15 protein-coding genes and 1 riboswitch are annotated in these 17,510 nt (G+C 69.5%); of the genes, 2 read left to right on the top strand and 13 right to left on the bottom strand.

All coding sequences use genetic code 11. The features are described 5' to 3' along the window. Nucleotides 1-18: 18 nt before the first annotated feature. The 7 genes from ACFYMC_RS18990 to ACFYMC_RS18960 form a co-directional block, all read right to left on the bottom strand. Nucleotides 19-1,635 carry a GMC oxidoreductase gene (locus ACFYMC_RS18990; RefSeq protein WP_388526310.1) on the bottom strand — a complete coding sequence of 539 codons (1,617 nt, stop codon included), beginning with the start codon at nucleotides 1,633-1,635 and terminating at the stop codon, nucleotides 19-21. A 66-nt stretch (nucleotides 1,636-1,701) separates the two neighbouring features. Beyond that, a complete protein-coding gene (locus ACFYMC_RS18985; protein WP_388526307.1) occupies nucleotides 1,702-2,844 on the bottom strand; it encodes a glycosyltransferase family 4 protein in 1,143 nt (380 codons plus the stop codon). A 104-nt stretch (nucleotides 2,845-2,948) separates the two neighbouring features. After that, nucleotides 2,949-4,157, bottom strand: a complete 1,209-nt coding sequence (locus ACFYMC_RS18980; protein ID WP_388526304.1) for a hypothetical protein — start codon at nucleotides 4,155-4,157, stop codon at nucleotides 2,949-2,951. A gap of 28 nt (nucleotides 4,158-4,185) precedes the next feature. Next, nucleotides 4,186-5,229, bottom strand: a complete 1,044-nt coding sequence (locus ACFYMC_RS18975; RefSeq protein ID WP_388526301.1) for an NlpC/P60 family protein — start codon at nucleotides 5,227-5,229, stop codon at nucleotides 4,186-4,188. 479 nt (nucleotides 5,230-5,708) lie between these two features. After that, nucleotides 5,709-6,740 (bottom strand): NlpC/P60 family protein, encoded by a 1,032-nt coding sequence (locus ACFYMC_RS18970; protein WP_388526299.1) that lies wholly within the window; start codon nucleotides 6,738-6,740, stop codon nucleotides 5,709-5,711. 244 nt (nucleotides 6,741-6,984) lie between these two features. Beyond that, complete coding sequence (locus tag ACFYMC_RS18965; RefSeq protein WP_388526296.1) at nucleotides 6,985-8,349, bottom strand: NYN domain-containing protein; 1,365 nt, start codon at nucleotides 8,347-8,349, stop codon at nucleotides 6,985-6,987. 39 nt (nucleotides 8,350-8,388) lie between these two features. Continuing rightward, complete coding sequence (locus ACFYMC_RS18960) at nucleotides 8,389-8,628, bottom strand: hypothetical protein (RefSeq protein WP_388526293.1); 240 nt, start codon at nucleotides 8,626-8,628, stop codon at nucleotides 8,389-8,391. Between the two features lie 169 nt (nucleotides 8,629-8,797). On the opposite strand from ACFYMC_RS18960, the gene ACFYMC_RS18955 reads away from it, so the two are divergent. Further along, on the top strand, nucleotides 8,798-9,508 hold the full coding sequence (locus tag ACFYMC_RS18955) for a rhomboid family intramembrane serine protease (protein WP_388526290.1): 711 nt from the start codon (nucleotides 8,798-8,800) through the stop codon (nucleotides 9,506-9,508). Next, on the top strand, nucleotides 9,505-9,786 hold the full coding sequence (locus ACFYMC_RS18950) for an Lrp/AsnC family transcriptional regulator (RefSeq protein WP_388526287.1): 282 nt from the start codon (nucleotides 9,505-9,507) through the stop codon (nucleotides 9,784-9,786). Before ACFYMC_RS18955 ends, ACFYMC_RS18950 begins: the two co-directional genes overlap by 4 nt. Nucleotides 9,787-9,829: 43 nt before the next feature. Here the strand turns inward: ACFYMC_RS18950 and ACFYMC_RS18945 are convergent, their stop codons facing one another. The 6 genes from ACFYMC_RS18945 to ACFYMC_RS18920 all read right to left on the bottom strand — a co-directional run bounded on the left by ACFYMC_RS18945 (nucleotide 9,830) and on the right by ACFYMC_RS18920 (nucleotide 17,064). Continuing rightward, nucleotides 9,830-11,212 (bottom strand): aminotransferase class V-fold PLP-dependent enzyme, encoded by a 1,383-nt coding sequence (locus ACFYMC_RS18945; RefSeq protein ID WP_388526284.1) that lies wholly within the window; start codon nucleotides 11,210-11,212, stop codon nucleotides 9,830-9,832. Between the two features lie 199 nt (nucleotides 11,213-11,411). After that, nucleotides 11,412-11,528: riboswitch (SAM riboswitch) on the bottom strand. 144 nt (nucleotides 11,529-11,672) lie between these two features. Next, nucleotides 11,673-12,737 carry an anthranilate phosphoribosyltransferase gene (gene trpD / locus ACFYMC_RS18940; RefSeq protein WP_388526281.1) on the bottom strand — a complete coding sequence of 355 codons (1,065 nt, stop codon included), beginning with the start codon at nucleotides 12,735-12,737 and terminating at the stop codon, nucleotides 11,673-11,675. Between the two features lie 143 nt (nucleotides 12,738-12,880). Beyond that, nucleotides 12,881-14,506, bottom strand: coding sequence for a cytochrome bc complex cytochrome b subunit (locus ACFYMC_RS18935; RefSeq protein ID WP_388526278.1), 1,626 nt, complete (start codon nucleotides 14,504-14,506; stop codon nucleotides 12,881-12,883). Next, nucleotides 14,503-15,561, bottom strand: coding sequence for a Rieske 2Fe-2S domain-containing protein (locus ACFYMC_RS18930; RefSeq protein WP_388526275.1), 1,059 nt, complete (start codon nucleotides 15,559-15,561; stop codon nucleotides 14,503-14,505). Before ACFYMC_RS18930 ends, ACFYMC_RS18935 begins: the two co-directional genes overlap by 4 nt. Then, the gene (locus ACFYMC_RS18925; protein ID WP_388526272.1) at nucleotides 15,558-16,367 is read right to left on the bottom strand and encodes a c-type cytochrome; all 810 of its coding nucleotides are present in this window, start codon (nucleotides 16,365-16,367) and stop codon (nucleotides 15,558-15,560) included. The genes ACFYMC_RS18930 and ACFYMC_RS18925 overlap by 4 nt, the downstream gene beginning before the upstream one ends. Nucleotides 16,368-16,443: 76 nt before the next feature. Beyond that, nucleotides 16,444-17,064 carry a heme-copper oxidase subunit III gene (locus ACFYMC_RS18920; protein ID WP_388526269.1) on the bottom strand — a complete coding sequence of 207 codons (621 nt, stop codon included), beginning with the start codon at nucleotides 17,062-17,064 and terminating at the stop codon, nucleotides 16,444-16,446. Nucleotides 17,065-17,510: the final 446 nt, after the last annotated feature.

Genomic DNA, 17,510 nt, shown 5'->3' with positions numbered 1-17,510 from the left:
CAGTGCGGACCGTCGTGGTCAGCGCGGGTCCTGCGCCAGGATCCGGGCGATGTTCCGCTCGGCGAGCGCGGTGATGGTGACGAAGGGGTTCACCCCGATGGAGCCGGGGATCAGCGAACCGTCCATCACGTAAAGGCCCGAGTATCCCTTGGCCCGCCCGTATCCGTCGGTGGCCCTGCCCAACACGCAGCCGCCGAGCGGATGGTAGGTGAAGTCGTCGGCGAAGGGCTTGTTCCCGCCGAAAAGGTCGTAGCGGTACATGGTCACGTTGGCCCGGTTGATCCGGTCGAAGAGCCGCTTGGCCGACGCGACCGCGGGTCCGTTCTGACCGCGGCTCCAGTTCAGTCGAGCGGAGTCGGTGGCCGGGTCGTACGAGAATCCGGCACGCTCCGGATTCTTGGTGATGGCCAGGTAGAGGCTGATCCAGTGCTCCAACCCCATGGGCAGCGGGGCTATCTCCGCGAAGACCGGGTTGCTCGCGTTGTCCCAGTCGTCGATGCCCATGGCGGGCATCGTGGCCTGGTGGGCGCCCACGGTGTCCCACAGGTGGTTGGCGCGGGCCGTCATGATGTTGCCGTTGGGACCCCAGCCGGCGCCGACCTCGATGCTCAGGTCCGCCAGTGTGCCGCGTTCGCGGGCCCGCAACAGGATCTCCGTGGTACCGAGGCTGCCCGCCCCGAGGAACAACTGCCTACAGCCGATCTCCCGGGTCTGCACCACCCGTCCGGTGATGTCGATCCGCTGGACGGTCAGGACGTAGTTGCCGTCGCTCTCGCGGCGCACCCCACCGACCCGCTGCATCGTCTCGATGGTGACGTTGCCGGTGCCGAGGGCCGCCGCCAGGTAGGTCTTGTCCAGGCTGCGCTTGCCGTGGTTGTTGCCGTAGATGACCTCGCCGGCGAGCGCGGACTTGGTGGCCGTGCCGGCTGCCTCGCGCTGCATGTAGCCGAAGTCGTAGACGTTGGGCACGAAGACGGTGCGCAGACCGGCGCGGGCGGCGTGCTTGCGGGAGATCCTTGAGAACCGGTACCACTTGGTGGATTCGAACCAGCCGGGGTCGATGTCGTTGACGCCGAGCATCTGACGGGCCCGCGGGAAAAAGGTCCCGTACATCTCGTTCGCGTCGACCTCCGGTAGCACTTCGCTGAAGTAGTCGCGTCGCGGGGTGACAGCCATACCACCGTTGACCAGGGAACCGCCGCCCACGCCGCGGCCGAGGTAGACCGACATGCCCGCGTGGTCGACCCGGTCCAGCACCCCGGGGTAGGGGCTGATGTTCTTGTTGACGACGTCCAGCCACAGGAAGGTCGCGAGGGGGGCCTCGGTCCGAGTGCGGAACCACATGGAACGGTGGTCGGGCGCCAGGGTGGAGTTGAAGACCTTCCCGTCGGATCCGGGGGTGTCCCAGAGTCTTCCCATTTCGAGGACGAGGGTGCGCACGCCCGCCTGACCGAGGCGGAGCGCAGCGACGGCCGCACCGTATCCGGAGCCGACGACCACGGCGGGCGCGTAGTCGACGGGCTCCGGTTCGGCGGCCGTCGCGGTGGACAGGCCGATGCGGGTGAAGCCGAGCGCGGCGGCGGTCTGGAGGGCGCCGAGACCCAGTAGGTGACGGCGCGTCAGGTGAGGTGTCATGGCCGCATCATGAGCGGATTCGAGCCGTCCGCCCAGACGCGGTGTTGACAGAAATCTGAGTGACAGTCAGAGAAGCGTCTGCAGCTTCTGGGCCAGCAGGTCCCAACGCCAGCGCTCCTCGACCCACTCCCGGCCGCGCTCACCCATCCGCTTCCTCAACAGCGGATCGCCCAACAACGTCACGATCCGATCAGCCACCTCCTCGTGGCTACCGCCCCGCACCACCCAGCCCGTCTCACCGTCGAGCACCGCGTCCGGCGCCCCTCCGGAATCGCCCGCGACCACGGGCAGCCCCGTCGCGGACGCCTCCAGATAGACGATCCCGAGCCCCTCTACGTCCAACCCACCACGCCGGGTCCGGCACGGCATGGCGAACACGTCCCCAGCCCCGTAGTGGGCCGGCAGCTCCGACCACGGCACCGCACCGGTGAAGTGGACCGATTCCGCCACCCCGGTCCTCGCCGCCAGCGACCGCAGGGAGCCCTCATACGGGCCTCCCCCCACGATGAGCAGGACCGTGCCGGGCACCTCCGCGAGGATCCGCGGCATCGCCTGGATCAAGGTGTCCTGACCCTTGCGCGGTACCAACCTCGACACGCACACCACCACCGGGCGGTCGGTCAAGCCCAGTGCGGCCCGTACCGCGGCGCCACCCGAATCCGGGTGGAAGGTCTTCTCGTCGACACCCGGGGGCAGCTGCACCATGCGTGCGGCTGCCTCGTCGGTCAGTGCCCCGGCGATCCTGGACCGGGTGTACTCCCCCAGGTACGTGAGGGTATCGGTACCCTCACCGATCCGGCGCAGCAACTGCCGGGCGCCGGGCAACTGGGCCCAGCCCGCCTCGTGACCGTGCGTGGTGGCCACCAACCGCCGGGCCCCCGCCCGGCGCAGCGCCGGCCCCATCAGGGCGAGTGGCGCCGCGGCACCGAACCACACCGAGGAGCAGCCGTGTTCGCGCAGCAGAGCCACGGCCCGACGGGTCACCCGCGGCGTGGGCAACAGCATCGTCGTGCGGTCGCGGACCACCCGGAAGGGCTGCTCGGCGTCGAAGGCCGCCGTCGCCTCCTGGCCCTCGGCCCCCCGCTTCCAGGTCGAGGCATAGACGACGACCTGTTCGGGGTCCAAGCGCAACGCCATGTTGTGCAGGAAGGCCTGGATGCCACCGGGACGGGGCGGAAAGTCGTTGGTCACGATCAGGGTCTTGTGCATCGCCGCCGACAGTACCCGGCGCCCGGCGGCTCGGGGTCCGCCGCCCCCGCGTCGGCGGGTGGGCGCCCACCGTCCGCAGTGCACCGCGCCGGGCACAGCCGTCATCAGCCCAGCTCTGCGCGGACGGCGGCCCGCCAGTCAGCGGTGAACCCCGCCAGGTCCGTACCGAGGACACCGGCCAGAGCTGACTCGACGGCGCCCGCCCGCTGGGGGTGAGCACCCACCGCACAGTAGAACCGCGCCAGCCGCTCCTCCCCCCATCGCTGGGCGATCAGGCGCACGGCGAGCCAACTGCCCTCGTAGGCCCGCGCCAGCCCGTCGCCGTCGCCGGAGAAGGAGAAGGCCGCGTCAACGGGGAGCGCCCCCGGCTGCTCGCCCGCCGAGAGCGCCTCCCGCAGGGCTGGGGCCGCCTCGGCCGGCGGGCGGGAAGTGCCGCGATAGGCGACCCAGTCCGCGAACCCCTCCGACAGCCACAGCGGCGTGGACGCCGTCGTGGCGGTCCGCGTCGCCACGTGCACGGTCTCGTGGGTGAGGATGACGCGGCGCCCGACCGAGCTGAGCTCGGCGTAGGCCTCAGGATTGACCACCACCCGGTCGGACGGAGCGGGGACCGAGCCGACCTGTCCGGTGGTGACCGCGCCCATCCCCCGGTACGACGAGGCGGAGGAGCCAAGCAGCTCGGCCATCGCCTGGAGCGAGGCGGGCACCAGGACCAGCGTCCGCTCCGCCCACGGCTCGGGCCAGGCCGCCGAGACCGCGGGAACCGCGCGCTGAGCCTCGTCCGCCATCGCGTCCAACTGTTCCCGTGGGTGCCCCACTCCCAACAACAGCACCCGCTGCGTGCGCACGGCGGTCACCGGACCCTGCTCCCACAGCTGCGGCGGCACGCCCCGGCCGCGCTCATCGCCCGTGACCTGCCAGTGGCCGCCCCGCACGCGGGCGGATACCTGCCGGTTCTGAGTCACCGGCACACGGTCATGGCCCTCGATCCGGTAGCGCAGTTCCACCTCGGCTACGGCGGTGTCCCCGTGCCGGTGGACCTGCTGCGTCCGGTACTCGAAGGACGCGAGCGGAACCTCACGGAGGTTCGTGAACTCCTCGTGCGCCCGTTCCCGCGCCGGTCCCTCAAGGGCGCCCAGCCAGCCCGCCTCGTCCCGGGCGAGCAGGGCTCCCGCCCGGCTCGCCAATGACACGGTGATCTGCCCGGCAGCGGGATCCGCCGGAGAGCCGCAGCCGGGAAGGAACGTGGCGAGCAACATCGCCAAGAGCAGGGCGAGTCCCGCCCTTGCAACCGCTGCCCCAGTGGCCTTCACCCGTCGATCGTACGGGCGGGCCGGCGACTCACACTCGGGTGACGGTGGCCACCGGCATCATCCCCACCGGGTCGTAGCGCACCGGAGCTCCCGGGTAGGGGGCGTGGATGACCTGCCCGTTGCCCACGTACATCCCGACGTGGCTGGCGTCGGAACGGTAGGTGACCAGATCACCCGGTCGCGCCTCGGACAGCGGGATCCGACGCCCGGCAAAGCGCTGCGCCTGGGACGTGCGCGGCAGCGAGATCCCCGCCTGCCGGTAGGACCAGACCATCAGGCCCGAGCAGTCGAAGCCGGAGGGGCCGGTGGCACCCCACACGTAGGGCTTACCCAGAGCGCCACGGACCGCGTTCACGGCCGCCGCGGCCCGAGCGGAGGAGGCGCCACCGGCTCCGGCGATCAACTCGGCGGAGGCCTGGTCCCGACCGCCGGACCGGGAGGCACGTTCGAAGGCGGCCCGGTCCGCGACGGGCATTTCGTTGAGCAGTTTCCGAGCGAGGGCCAGCTTGGCGGTGACGGCTCGCTTGTGGCGGGCCACGTCCGCACGAAGTCGGTCGAGTTCGGCCAGCTTGCCGAGCGCCTCTTGACGCTGCTGGCCCAGTTGACGCTGGGCGCGGCGCAGTTCGCCAAGGCGGCCGGCTTGGCGGGCTGTGAGTCGGCCCAGGGCGGAGGCCTTGTCGAGGTAGTCATCGGGGTGTTCGGAGAGCATCAGGGCGAGACCGGGGTCGATGCCGCCGGAGCGGTACTGGGCTCCCGCGTACCCACCGAGTACTCCGCGCATGGTGTTGACGTCCTGTTGGGTGCGGGCCACCGCGTCCTGAAGGGATCCCATTTGCCCGCGGAGCTCCTTCGCCCGCTCCCCGGCCTCGTTGTAAGCCTCGGTCGCCCGTTCCGCCTCGGTGAACAGCCGGTCGACGCGGGCCCGGGCGCCGCCTTCGGGAGTGGTGGGCTCAGCGAGTGCCGGTCCGGCGGAGATGGCCGCCGCGGCGGTCGCGACCGCCGCGGCGGATAGGACGGTGACCCGGGTGCTCCGGTCGGGGCCCGACGGCACGGACCTGCGATGGGACGCCACAGAAGACCGACTCCCTTCCGCTGCGCGGCCGGTGCCGCCCTGGTGGGCGGACGAGTGCCGGGTGCCGCGCGGGCAGACAGTAGCCGCGCGGCCACGCCCCCACCAACGACCGCGGACCGGGCGCCGGGCTCCACCCCGCCCTGGGGCGCAGGTCATGGGCACGAGAGGGCGACAGCCATGCGCATCGGAATTCGCCCGGATGGGCGGCTCCGGAGCGTCGCACGGGCCTGCCGCCCGGGGAACGTCGGTTGGTCGCGGGCCGCCGTGGTCCACGGAGGTACCGCCCGTGCTCAGGAACAGGGCCCGGGGCAGGTGAGGGAAGGCGCGTCGTACGTACGGGGCCCACCGAAGGGCGGTCCGCTTCCGGGGCGGACCGGGAACACCTCGGCCGACGTCATCAAGGGGACGTCGGCCGGTGCGTCATCGCCGGCACCGTCACGGACACAGCTGGCGGCGTTCGCCCGGAGGCGGAGGCGGAATCAGATGCGGACGCCGAACTGGAAGGGCATGTTGTTCATCGACTCGTACTTCACGCCGCCGCGCGGGTTGGAGGCGTGCAGGGTCATGCCGTTGCCGGCGTACAGACCCACGTGGTGCAGGTCGCCGTAGAAGAAGACGAGGTCGCCCGGCTGGAGCTGGCTGCGGCCGATCCGAACACCGTCGTTGACCTGGGTGAAGGTGGTGCGGGAGATGGAGACACCGGCCTGCTTGTAAGCCCACTGTGTCAGGCCCGAGCAGTCGAAGGAGTTGGGGCCCGTGCCTGCGGGGACGTAGGCGGACCCCAGCTTGGTCTGGGCAGCCGCGAGGGCCGCGCCGGCCCGGCCGGAGGGCTTGACCTTGCCGAGGTCGGGGCTGCGGTCGCCACCGCCCGAGCGGTTGGCCCGCTCGTTCTCCTCTTCCCGGAGCTTCGCCTTCTCCGCGGCGGTCAGGGAGTTGAGGAGCCGTTGGGCTTCGGCGAGCTTGGCCTGGACATCGGCCTTCTTCTCGCTGAGTACCTTGCGGGTCTCCGAGAGGTCCTTGAGCTTGCCCGCGGCCTCTTGGCGCTGCTGCGCGAGAGCGCGCTGCTTGGCCTGGATCTTCTGGACGGCCTCCAGCTGCTTCCCGCTCAACTGGTCGAGCGAGGCGGCCTTGTCGAGGTACTCGTCGGGATCGGCGGAGAGGAAGAGCTGCACGGACTCGTCGAAGGCGCCGCTGCGGTACTGGGCACTCGCTATCTGGCCCAGACCCGCGCGCAGTTCGTTGAGCTCGGCCTGTCCGCGGGCCACGGAGTCCTGGAGGTTGCTGATCTGCTCCTCCAGCTTCTCCTGGTTCTCCTTGGCGCCGTTGGCCTTCTCCGTCGCCTGCTCCGCCTGGTCGTAGAGGGCGTCGACCTTGGCCTTGACCTCGCTCTTGGTCGGCTTGGGGTCGGCGTGCGCGGCCTGGGAGGTAAGGGCCACGGCTGCCGCCGCGGTCGCGGTGAGTACGGTCACGCGCGCACGGTTCGGCTGCTTGGGTCGACGGTGGGACGCCACGGAGGCGAGCTCCTCTTCCTAGAGCCGCCGATCGAACGCAGACTCGGCGGACCTTCGCCTGACACTCCGAATGAGCGATCAACCGCACGAAGGTTTGGGTCCAGACCCTAGTGACCGATCTGTGATCAGTTCAAATCCTGCCGGGAAAAAAGTGGCTCCTGGGCATCGATCTTTACCAACATCACACAGGGGGTAGCTACGAGTTGACCCTACGTTCCGGCAATTCGGGCATTACGTACAGCAGTTACGAGACACGCGAAAGCCGCTTCAGTAGCAGGACCGAAGCAACCGGACGAGCCCCTGCCTTGGCCACTCCGTCCGCGACTTCCCGGTCGGCGGAGACCACCACCACCGGTCGCCCAGGCGGCTCGGCGCGCACGAGTTGACGGATCAACTCGTCCGCGGTGACCCCCGGCTTGGAGAAGAGCACGCGCACCCCGCGCGGCGGCGCGAGGAGCACCGGCGCCGCGAGCTCCGCGCCATCGAAGACACAGGTCATCTCGGCACCGGTCTGCGCGGCGAGCATGGAGAGCCCCCCCAACAAGCGCAGCCGCTGCTGTTCGAGCGGCATCGTCGGATAGCCGGTCTTGGTGACGTTGTAGCCGTCCACCACCAGATGCGCCTGGGGCAGCGCCAACAACTGGTCGAGCAGCGCGGGATCGGTCTCCGAGAGCGCTCGGGCCGCGATGTCCTTCGGCGTCATCCGCCCCGGCTCCACCGCGTCCACCAGATCCGCCGGGCGGACCGAGGCCGGAGGCAGGGCGAGCTCGCGCCGCAGCCCCTGGGCCGACTCAAGGACGGTGTCCAACAGCAGCCGCAGACGCATGTCCTCCGTACTGCGCCCTTCGCGCACGGCCCGTCGGCCGGCTTCGACCGCGGCCTCGGCTTCGTGCAGTTTGGACTTCAGACGCCGACTCTCGCTCTCCGCCGTGGCCACCTGAGTGGCGGCCTCATGCCGGATCCCGTCGATCTGCACGGTCAGCTTGCGCAGGGCCGCTTCGCCCCGCTTGATGTCGCTTTGCGCACTACGCAGCTTGCGCTGAAGCGATTCGGCTTCCTTGCGGGCGGCCTCCAGTTCGTGGCGCAGGCGTTCGGTATCCAGCCTCGTCTGCTCACGAGCCTGAGCGAGTTCGGCACGCAGGCGGTCGAGTTCCCGCCGGTTCTCCTCGTCGGCCCGCTCGGCGTCAGCACGCTGGGCCTCCTCGCCCGCCGCCGCGACCAGCTTCACCCAGCCGACCGGGCGCAGGACGTACGCGGCGGCGGCCACGTCCAGGGGATCGGCGGCGGCCGGTGGCGCGCCCGCCTCCAAGGCGGCGGCCAGTTCCGGCTGCGCCTGCGTCAGCTTCTCGCCGATACGAGCCCGGAAGGCCGGATCGCTCTCCAAGGCCGCTGCCATCGCGTTCCCGGCGAACTTGGCCCGCCGGGTCGGGGTGAACCGGGCGTACTGCCGCAACTGGGTGGGCAGATCGCCGACCACCAACGCACCGAAGGCGTCCGAGACCAGCGCGACGACCCGGCGCCGCACACCGTCCGGCAGCGGGCGGTCGAGCACTTCCGCGGCGCGGTCGGCCGCACCGGCCGACTCAGCGCCACTCGTGGGCTCCACCATCGCTCACCCCACTACCGTCCTTGAAAGGGGGCGACTCCCTCAGGAGCCGGCACCCGGCCTGTCTACGAGCTCGATCTGGTCCACCGCGTTGCACCAGCGGCACCGGACCGATTCGATGTTCTCACTGACGACCTCGCGCTCCTCGACCTTGGGATCCCCGGCCAGGTCCAAATGGACGTACTCGACGACCTTCGAGGAACGCGTGACATCGAAGCGGGTGAGGTTGCCGCACAGGGTGCAGCGCCACCGAGTGGTGGCGGTCGGCAGGGGAACCGTCATCGCGTCCGCGTCTCCTTAGCGTTTCGCTTACGTACTGAACGTAACCCTACGGCGTGTTAGTAGCCCGGGTGGAGCACGGTCCGGCATCGGAGGTGGGGGGCGGACAGGCGTGCGAGGCCCGGCGGGGCGAACTGTTCCCGTCCGTGCCGTTACGCCATGCTCTATGCCCATGACCGTACGGTGGGGGGCCACCAAGGGCCCCTGGGTGACCTGTGCCCTGATTGCCTCCTGCTGCCTCGTCTTCCTCATCGGGCCCGTCTCCGGCCTGAACCCCGTGTACGGCAGCGGAGAACAGCTGCTGGCCGCGCAGACGGAGTACTTCCGCCACTGGGGGGTGGTCCCCGACGAACTCTTCTCCGGCTCGCCAAGGGCCGCCCTCACTCCGCTGACCGCCCTGTTCGTACACGGAAACTGGCTGCACCTGCTGGGCAACATGCTGTTCCTGTACGTCTTCGGCACCATGACGGAAGAGCGGCTCGGCCGAGCCGAGTTCGCCCTCTTCTACCTGGCCGGCGGCTACCTAGCCCTGATCGCCTACGCCGCCGCCCACGCCGACTCCCCACAGACACTGGTGGGGGCCTCCGGTTCCATCTCGGGAGTGCTCGGCGCCTTCCTGTGCCTCTTCCCCAAGGCCAGGGTGACCACTTTGCTGCCCTTCCTGCTCTTCCTCCCGCTGCGCCTGCCCGCCTGGATCGTCCTGGTGTTCTGGTTCGCCGTGCAGTGGGTGGCCGCACACCGCCAGATGGACGGCCCCGGGGTCGCCTACCTGGCCCACCTGGTGGGGTTCTCGCTCGGCTTCCTCTACGCCTGGGGACGTTTCCGGCATGCGGCTAGAGTGAGGGCCCCAGCCACGGCGACCGAGGGAGACAGCCAGCCGTGATCACCGCGATCGTCCTCATCAAGACCAGCGTGGACCGCATCCCCGAGATCGCCGAGTCGATCGCCGCGCTGGAGAACGTCAGCGAGGTGTACTCCGTCACCGGCACCTACGACCTGATCGCCCTGGTACGGGTGGCCCGCCATGACGACCTGGCCGACATCATCCCGGGCCGGATCAGCAAGATCCCCGGTGTCGAGGTGACCGACACCCACGTCGCCTTCCGCACCTACTCCCAGCACGACCTCGAAGCCGCCTTCGCAATCGGACTGGACGCCTGAGCCGCCACCTGCTCGGGTCCCGGCACGGGCGACGGACCTCGGCTCACAGCTCCGGTACGCAGCGGCCTGCCTCGGTCCGGTAGCGCCACCGGGCTCCGTCCCTGACCAGCGAGGCGACGGCCCCCACGAAGCGCTCGATGTGCTCGTCCGGGGTACCGGCCCCGAAGCTGACCCGGATGGCGTTCAACGGGCGGTCAGCGGAGTTGGCGGCGCCGCCACCGCACTCACCGGGCTGGTGCTCGTCACCGCCCACCAGCGTGCGCACCAACGGATGGGCACAGAAGAGGCCGTCCCGGACCCCGATCCCGTACTCCGCGGAGAGCGCGGCGGCGAAGTGCGAGCTGTTCCAGCCCTCCACCAAGAAGGAGAGCACTCCCACCCTGGGCGCGTCATCGCCGAACAGCGAAAGCACCCGCACCTGGGGAACCTGTGCAAGGCCGGCCCTCACCCGGGCGAGAAGAGCCTGCTCGCGGGCGACGAGTCCGTCGAAGCCTGCCTCCGTCAGAGCCCGACAGGCGGAGGCGATGGCGTAGACGCCGACCACGTTGGGTGAGCCTGCCTCGTGCCGCGCCGCACCCGTGTGCCATTGCACCTGCACCGTTCCGTCCTCGGCACGCGCCACCGTCCGGGAGGCGCCACCGCCCGCAAGGTACGGCTCGGCCCGCTGGAGCCAATCGGACCGCCCGGCCAACACGCCGGACCCGAAGGGCGCGTAGAGCTTGTGCCCGGAGAAGGCCACCCAGTCCACGTCCAGTTCACGGACGGACACCGGGTGGTGCGGGGCCAACTGCGCGGCGTCCAGCACGATCCGGGCCCCGTGGGCGTGCGCGGCGGCGGCCAGTTCCGCGACCGGCCAGAGCTCCCCGGTGACGTTGGAAGCTCCTGTGACGCACACCAGCGCCGGACCGTGGGGGTCGCGGTCGGCCAACGCCGACTCCAGCGCCGCGACCGCGGCGGCCGGGCTGTGCGGGGCGTCGAGCCAGGTCACCGGGGAGTCGCGCCACGGCAGGAGGGAGGCGTGGTGCTCGGTTTCGAAGACGAACACCTGGCAGTCGGCGGGGAGGGCGGCAGCCAGCAGGTTCAGTGAGTCGGTGGTCGAGCGGGTGAAGACGACCTGGTCTTCGGGGCGGCAGTCGAGGAACTCGGCTACGGTCCGCCGGCTGGCCTCGAAGAGGTCCGTGGAAAGTTGGGAGAGGTACCCGGCCCCGCGGTGCACGCTGCCGTAGTACGGGGCGTAGGCGGCGACGTCTTCCCAGACCCGCTGGAGAGCCGGGGCGCTGGCGGCGTAGTCGAGGGCGGCGTAGCCCACCTCTCCGCCGGTGACCAGGGGGACGCTGACCTCGCTACCGAGGACGGGCAGCGGTGCGGCGTGGTCGGCGGGGGCGCGACACGCGGTGTGGGCTTCGGCGTACAGGTGTGCGGACATGGTGGTATCTCCCGGCAGAACAGGCGAAGGCTTCAGGAAGGTCCCGGACGCACCGCGCGCGAGCGCCTGGTGTCACGGGAGTCGTCTCAACACCCGCAGGAGTTCCGGGTGGAGGTGAAGAAGGGGCGTGATCGCCCTATCGCATTCGCTGGTGCACGAAAAAGCTCCTCGACGGACCAGGACCCCTGGTGGTTCGAGGGGTCCGCGCTTGCCGTGGACCTCGCTGCCCACAGCCCGGTCATCACCCGGGGCACCCCGCCACGGACGGAGGGTTGCCGGACAGCAAGCCGGGGCCTGAACGCTGTCACTCGTGACCTGATCAGCATCCTGCCATACGCGCGGAGAACTTCGAGCCCCGGTCCGCCATGCGGACCGGGGCTCGAAGGACGCCCCTGCGCCTTGCGAGGATCCGCAACTGACACCGCGCGCTGCTTTTCACGGGCGGAACGCGGCAGCGCCCTCAGGTGTTGCTGGCGGCCACCCAGCGTTCAAGAGCCGCCCGGGCCGAACCGGAGTCGATGGATCGGGCGGCCCGGTCGATGCCTGCGGCGATCTGCTCGGTGAGCCCACCCTCGCCCGGCTCCAGTGCCACCAGCGCGGCTGCGGAGTTCAGCAGGACCGCATCGCGCACCGGCCCCCGCTCCCCGGCCAGCAGTCGCCGTGCCACGTCCGCGTTGTACGAGGCGTCCGCGCCCCTCAGGTCCTCGACGGGCACCAGATCGATGCCGACCTCACGCGGGTCGAAGGAGTGCTCCTCCACTCGGCCCCCGCGCACCCACCACACCTTCGACGTGGCCGTGGTGGTGAGTTCGTCCAGGCCGTCGTCGCCGCGGAACACCAGGGCGGAGGAACCGCGTTCGGCAAGGACCCCGGCGACGATCGGGGCCATCCGCGCGTCGGCGACGCCGGTGGCCTGGGCCCTGACGCGGGCCGGGTTGGTCAGCGGGCCGAGGAAGTTGAAGGTGGTGCGGATGCCCAGCTCACGCCGGGCCGGGGCAACGTGCCGCAGGGCGGGGTGGAACTTCACCGCGAAGCAGAAGGTGATGCCCGCCTCCTCGGCGACCTCCGCCACCCGGGAAGGCGCCAGGTCCAGGTTGACTCCGAGCTTCTCCAGGACGTCGGAGGCCCCGCTGGCTGAGGAGGCTGCCCGGTTGCCGTGCTTGACGACCTTGGCTCCGGTGCCGGCCACCACGATGGCCGACATGGTGGAGATGTTGACGGTCTTGGCGCCGTCCCCGCCGGTACCGACGATGTCGACGCTCCGGCCGGGCACGTCGATCAGGTTGGCGTGGGCGTACATCGTGCGCACCAGGCCGTTGATCTCCGCCACCGTCTCGCCCTTGGCGCGCAGCGCGACCGCGAAGCCAGCGATCTGTGCGTCGGTGGCCTGCCCCCGCATGATCTGGTCCATGGCCCAGGCGGTGTCGTCGGCGGTCAGGTCGCAACCGCTGAGCAGGGCGTCGAGGACGGCCGGCCAGGCGCGGGCCGCCACGCTGTCGCCGCCGGCCGGGGTCGCAACGTTCATGGTCCGCTCCTGATGGTCCACTGTCGAAAAGGGAAGGGCTTCAGCCTATCCAGCCGGCTGGGACGGCAAAGAGCCCCGTCCAGCGTGTGGACGGGGCTCTTGCCGTGGCGACCTATGGCCGGAAGGACCGGCCGGGGTGGGGATCAGTGGTGGCCGTGGCCGCTCTGGATCTCCCGGTACTCCTCGGCCGAAGGCTTCGGAATCTGCTGGTCCGAGCCGAAGTAGCCCTTGCTGAGCCTGGCCCGGAGCTTCTCCTTCAGCGGGACCTTGCGCTCGACTCCGTTCTCGTCGACCGTCGGGCCGATTTCGATCGGCTGGTACTGCTCGTGCGCGGTGAGGGTGTGGAGCTGGCCCTGCGAGAGCGGCTCGTGGACCTCGACGAACTCACCGTGCGGGAGCCGCTTGATGATGCCCGTCTCGCGACCGTGCAGCACCTTCTCACGGTCCCGGCGCTGGAGGCCCAGGCAGATCCGCTTGGTGATCAGGAAGGTGATCACCGGGGCGACGAAGAAGCCGATCCGGCAGAACCAGGTAATGCTGTTGATCGACAGGTGCAGGTACTGGGCGAACATGTCGTTGCCACCCGCGATCAGCAGCACGACGTACCAGGTCAGCCAGGCCACACCGAAGGCCGTACGGGTCGGCGCGTTGCGCGGCCGGTCGGCGATGTGGTGCTCACGCTGGTCACCGGTGATCCAGGCCTCGACGAACGGGTAGACCGCGATCGCGACCAGGACCAGCGGGAAGATCACCAGCGGGACGAACACACCCATGACCAGGGTGTGGCCCCAGAGGTTGATCTCCCAGCCCGGCATGGCGCGGATGAGGCCCTCGGAGAAGCCCATGTACCAGTCGGGCTGTGCGCCCGTGGACACGTGGTCCGCCCGGTAGGGGCCCAGCGCCCAGATCGGGTTGATCGAGGCGACCGCCGAGATGATAGCGATGACGCCGAAGACCAGGAAGAAGAAGCCACCGGCCTTGGCCATGTAGATCGGCAGCAGGGGCATGCCGACGACGTTCTTGTTGGTCTTGCCCGGGCCTGCGAACTGGGTGTGCTTGTGGTAGAAGACCAGGATCAGGTGCGCCACCACCAGGCCGAGCATGATGCCCGGCAGCAGGAGGATGTGGACCGAGTAGAACCGGGCCACGAAGTCGCCGCCGGGGAACTCGCCTCCGTAGAGGAAGAACGACAGGTAGGTACCGACCAGCGGGACCGACAGGATCGCGCCTTCCATGAAGCGCACGCCGGTTCCGGAGAGCAGGTCGTCCGGCAGCGAGTAACCGGTGAAGCCGGTGAACATGCCGAGGACCAGCAGCAGGAAGCCGAAGACCCAGTTGACCTCGCGGGGCTTGCGGAACGCGCCCGTGAAGAACACGCGCATCATGTGGACCATCATCGCGGCGATGAAGATCAGCGCGCCCCAGTGGTGGATCTGCCGGATCAGCAGACCGCCACGGACGTCGAAGCTGATGTCCAGCGTCGAGGCGTAGGCCTCGGACATCCGGACGCCCTGCATCGGCACGTACGAGCCGTGGTAGACGACCTCGTTCATGCTCGGGTGGAAGAACAGCGTCAGGTAGACACCCGTGAGGATGACGATGATGAAGCTGTAGAGGCAGATCTCACCGAGCATGAAGGACCAGTGGTCCGGGAAGATCTTGCGCATGTTGGCCTTGGCCAGGCCGTAGATGCCAAGGCGGCCGTCGGCCCAGTCGGCAAGGCGCTCGCCCTTGCCCGGCTGCGGCTTCTCAGTGGTGATGGTGCTCATCCGCGCTCCCAGAAGGCAGGACCGACGGGCTCGTCGAAGTCGCCGAGCGCCTCAAGGAAGCCCTCGTCGTTCACGCCGATCCGCAGCTGCGGAAGCGGGTGACCGGCCGGGCCGAAGATGACGCGGGCTCCGTCGGAGAGGTCGAAGGTGGACTGGTGGCACGGGCACAGCACATGGTGCGTCTGCTGCTCGTACAGGCTGATCGGGCAGCCGACGTGGGTGCAGATCTTCGAGTAGGCCACGATTCCCTCGTGGGACCACTCCAGTTCCTGCTTGTCCTTGATGTCCTCCGGCTTGATGCGGACGATCATCAGGGCGGCCTTGGCGATCTGCACCTGGAAGTCGTGTGCGTCCTCCTCCAGCCCCTCGGGCTGGACGAAGGTGAGCGACCCGACCGCGACGTCCTCGGGACGCAGCGGCTCCAGGGTGTTCTGGTTGATCAGCAGCTTGCCCTTGGCCCACATGGTGTGGCGGAGCTTGCTCTCGGGCAGCGGGCCGAGGTCGCGCAGCAGCACGACACCGGACAGCGGAACCAGCGAGAGCGCGCCGAACATCGTGTTGCGCAGGAGCTTACGGCGCGGGAAGTCCGATTCACGGACGCCGTCCGCGAAGTCGGCCATGACCTTGGCCTTGAGCTCCGGGGGAGCCTCGATCGGGTGCCGCTCGTCCGCCATCTCCTCGTCGGACATGAGCGTGCGGGCCCAGTGGACGGCACCGGCACCGATGCAGAACAGGGCCAGGCCGAGGGTCCACCCCAGGGCGAAGTTCAGGGCGCTCACGTGACCGAAGGGCCAGATGTACACGATCTTGCCGACCGGGAAGATCACGTAGGACGCGATGAAGCCCACGGTCGCCAACATCGACAAGGTGAACAGCAGGGCGACCGTGCGCTCGGAGCGCTTGGCCGCCCGTTCGTCGATGTCCTGGATGCGCGGCTTGTGGGGCGGCAGGCCCGGGTCGGCGAACGGGTCTTCCGCGATGGCGGTCACCGTGCCGGCGTGTGTGGTGCCCTGCTCGCTCGGCAGGTTCTCTTCAGGGATGTCTTGGCTACTCATGACTTCTTGGCCTTAGCGGTGTGGGCCGCGACCCAGACGGCGACAGCAATCAGCGCACCCAGACCGAAGATCCAGCCGAACAGGCCCTCACTGACCGGGCCGAGGCCACCGAGCTTGAGGCCACCGGGGCTCGCCGAGTCCGGGCTGTTGACGGTCTGCAGGTACGCGATGATGTCCTTCTTCTCCTGCTCCGGCATGGTCGTGTCCGGGAAGGAGGGCATGTTCTGCGGGCCGGTGAGCATGGCCTCGTAGATGTGCTTCGCGGAGACGCCCTCAAGGTTCGGGGCGTACTTGCCGTTCGTGAGCGCGCCGCCCTCACCGGTGAAGTTGTGGCACTGGGCGCAGTTGTTGCGGAACAGCTCGCCACCCCGGGCGATGTTCGCACCGGCCGGGTCGTACTGCTTCTCGGTGGGCACGGCCGGGCCGGCGCCGAGGGAGGCGATGTACGCGGCCAGCTGGTCGATCTGCGCCTGCGTGTAGATGGCGGGCTTCTTGGGGATCTGCGCGCCGGGCTGCTGGGCGGGCATGCGTCCCGTGCTCACCTGGAAGTCGACGGCTGCGGCGCCGACGCCTACCAGGCTCGGGCCGTCAGAGGAACCCTGACCGCCAGTTCCGTGGCAGCTTGCGCAGCCCACGGCGTACAGCTTGGCGCCTTCCTCGATGGCGAGGGACTGGGCGGATTCATCGGCCTGCGCCTTGCCCGCGGGCGCGAAGGCGGCATACAGCCCCCCAGTGGCCGCCAGCGCGAGGAGTAGAACGACGACCGCCGCCAGCGGATGGCGTCGTCGTGCGGAGAGCTTTTTCACGGATTACCCCGGTGTCAGGATCTTCTGCGTCGGTGCTTGCTGGATGTGTGCCGGGCCGGGCCCGGCTACGTGATCGCTACTTGATCAGGTAGATCGTGGCGAAGAGGCCGATCCAGACGACATCGACGAAGTGCCAGTAGTAGGACACGACGATGGCCGAAGTGGCCTGTTCATGGGTGAACCTCTTGGCCGCGTAGGTCCGGCCGAGGACCAGCAGGAAGGCGATCAGACCGCCCGTCACATGCAGACCGTGGAAGCCGGTGGTCAGGTAGAAGACCGAGCCGTACGGTCCCGACGAGAGCGAAAGGCCCTCGTGCTTGACCAGCTCGGTGTACTCGAACACCTGACCGCCAATGAAGATGGCACCCATGACGAAGGTGATGATGAACCACGTCCTGAGCTTCTTCACGTCCCCGCGCTCGGCGGCGAATACGCCGAGCTGGCAGGTGAGCGAGGAGAGCACCAGGATCGTGGTGTTCGTCGCCGAGAAGGGGAGGTTCAGGAAATCCGCCTGACTCTCCCAGTACTCGGCTCCGGTCACCGATCGCAGGGTGAAGTACATCGCGAAGAGGGCCGCGAAGAACATCAGCTCGGAACTCAACCAGATGATGGTTCCGACGCTGACGAGGTTCGGCCGATTGACCGTCGGGTGCGCGTGCCCGGTTTCTACTGTCGTTGCTGTCGCCACGACCGACATTATGTCGGTCGCTTATCCCGCCCTCACCCCGGGGGGTGCCGTTCGGAGTGTCCGCACCCCGTGCACAGCTCGAACGGCCCATCGACGGCCACCTCGAAACGATGTTGACAGGCCGTCGGACGGAGTAGCATCCCGCCCATCCGCAAGACCCGAAAGCGTGGCTCCGCCAGTTCAACGACGAGCTCAACGACAGCAGCGTGGAGGAACAATGCAGGCGACTGCGACGGTCCTGGTCTACAGCGACGACGCCAACACCCGGGAACAGGTCCGGCTCGGGGGGGGGGGGGGGGGGGGGGGGGGGGGCGCCGGGCGGGGGGGGGGGGGGGGGGGGGGGGGGGGGGGGGGGGGGGGGGGGGGGTGTGGGGGGGGGGGGGGGGGGGGGTTTGGGGTGGGGGGGGGGGGGGGGTGTTATAGAACGAGGTTGGGGGGGGGGGGGGGGAGGGCCA

Origin of the sequence: Streptomyces sp. NPDC006879 (assembly GCF_042869595.1) — a bacterium.
Taxonomy (GTDB): Bacteria; Actinomycetota; Actinomycetes; order Streptomycetales; family Streptomycetaceae; genus Streptomyces.
The sequence above is the reverse complement of the archived record's forward strand: the minus strand, read 5'-3'. Positions and strand labels throughout refer to the sequence as shown.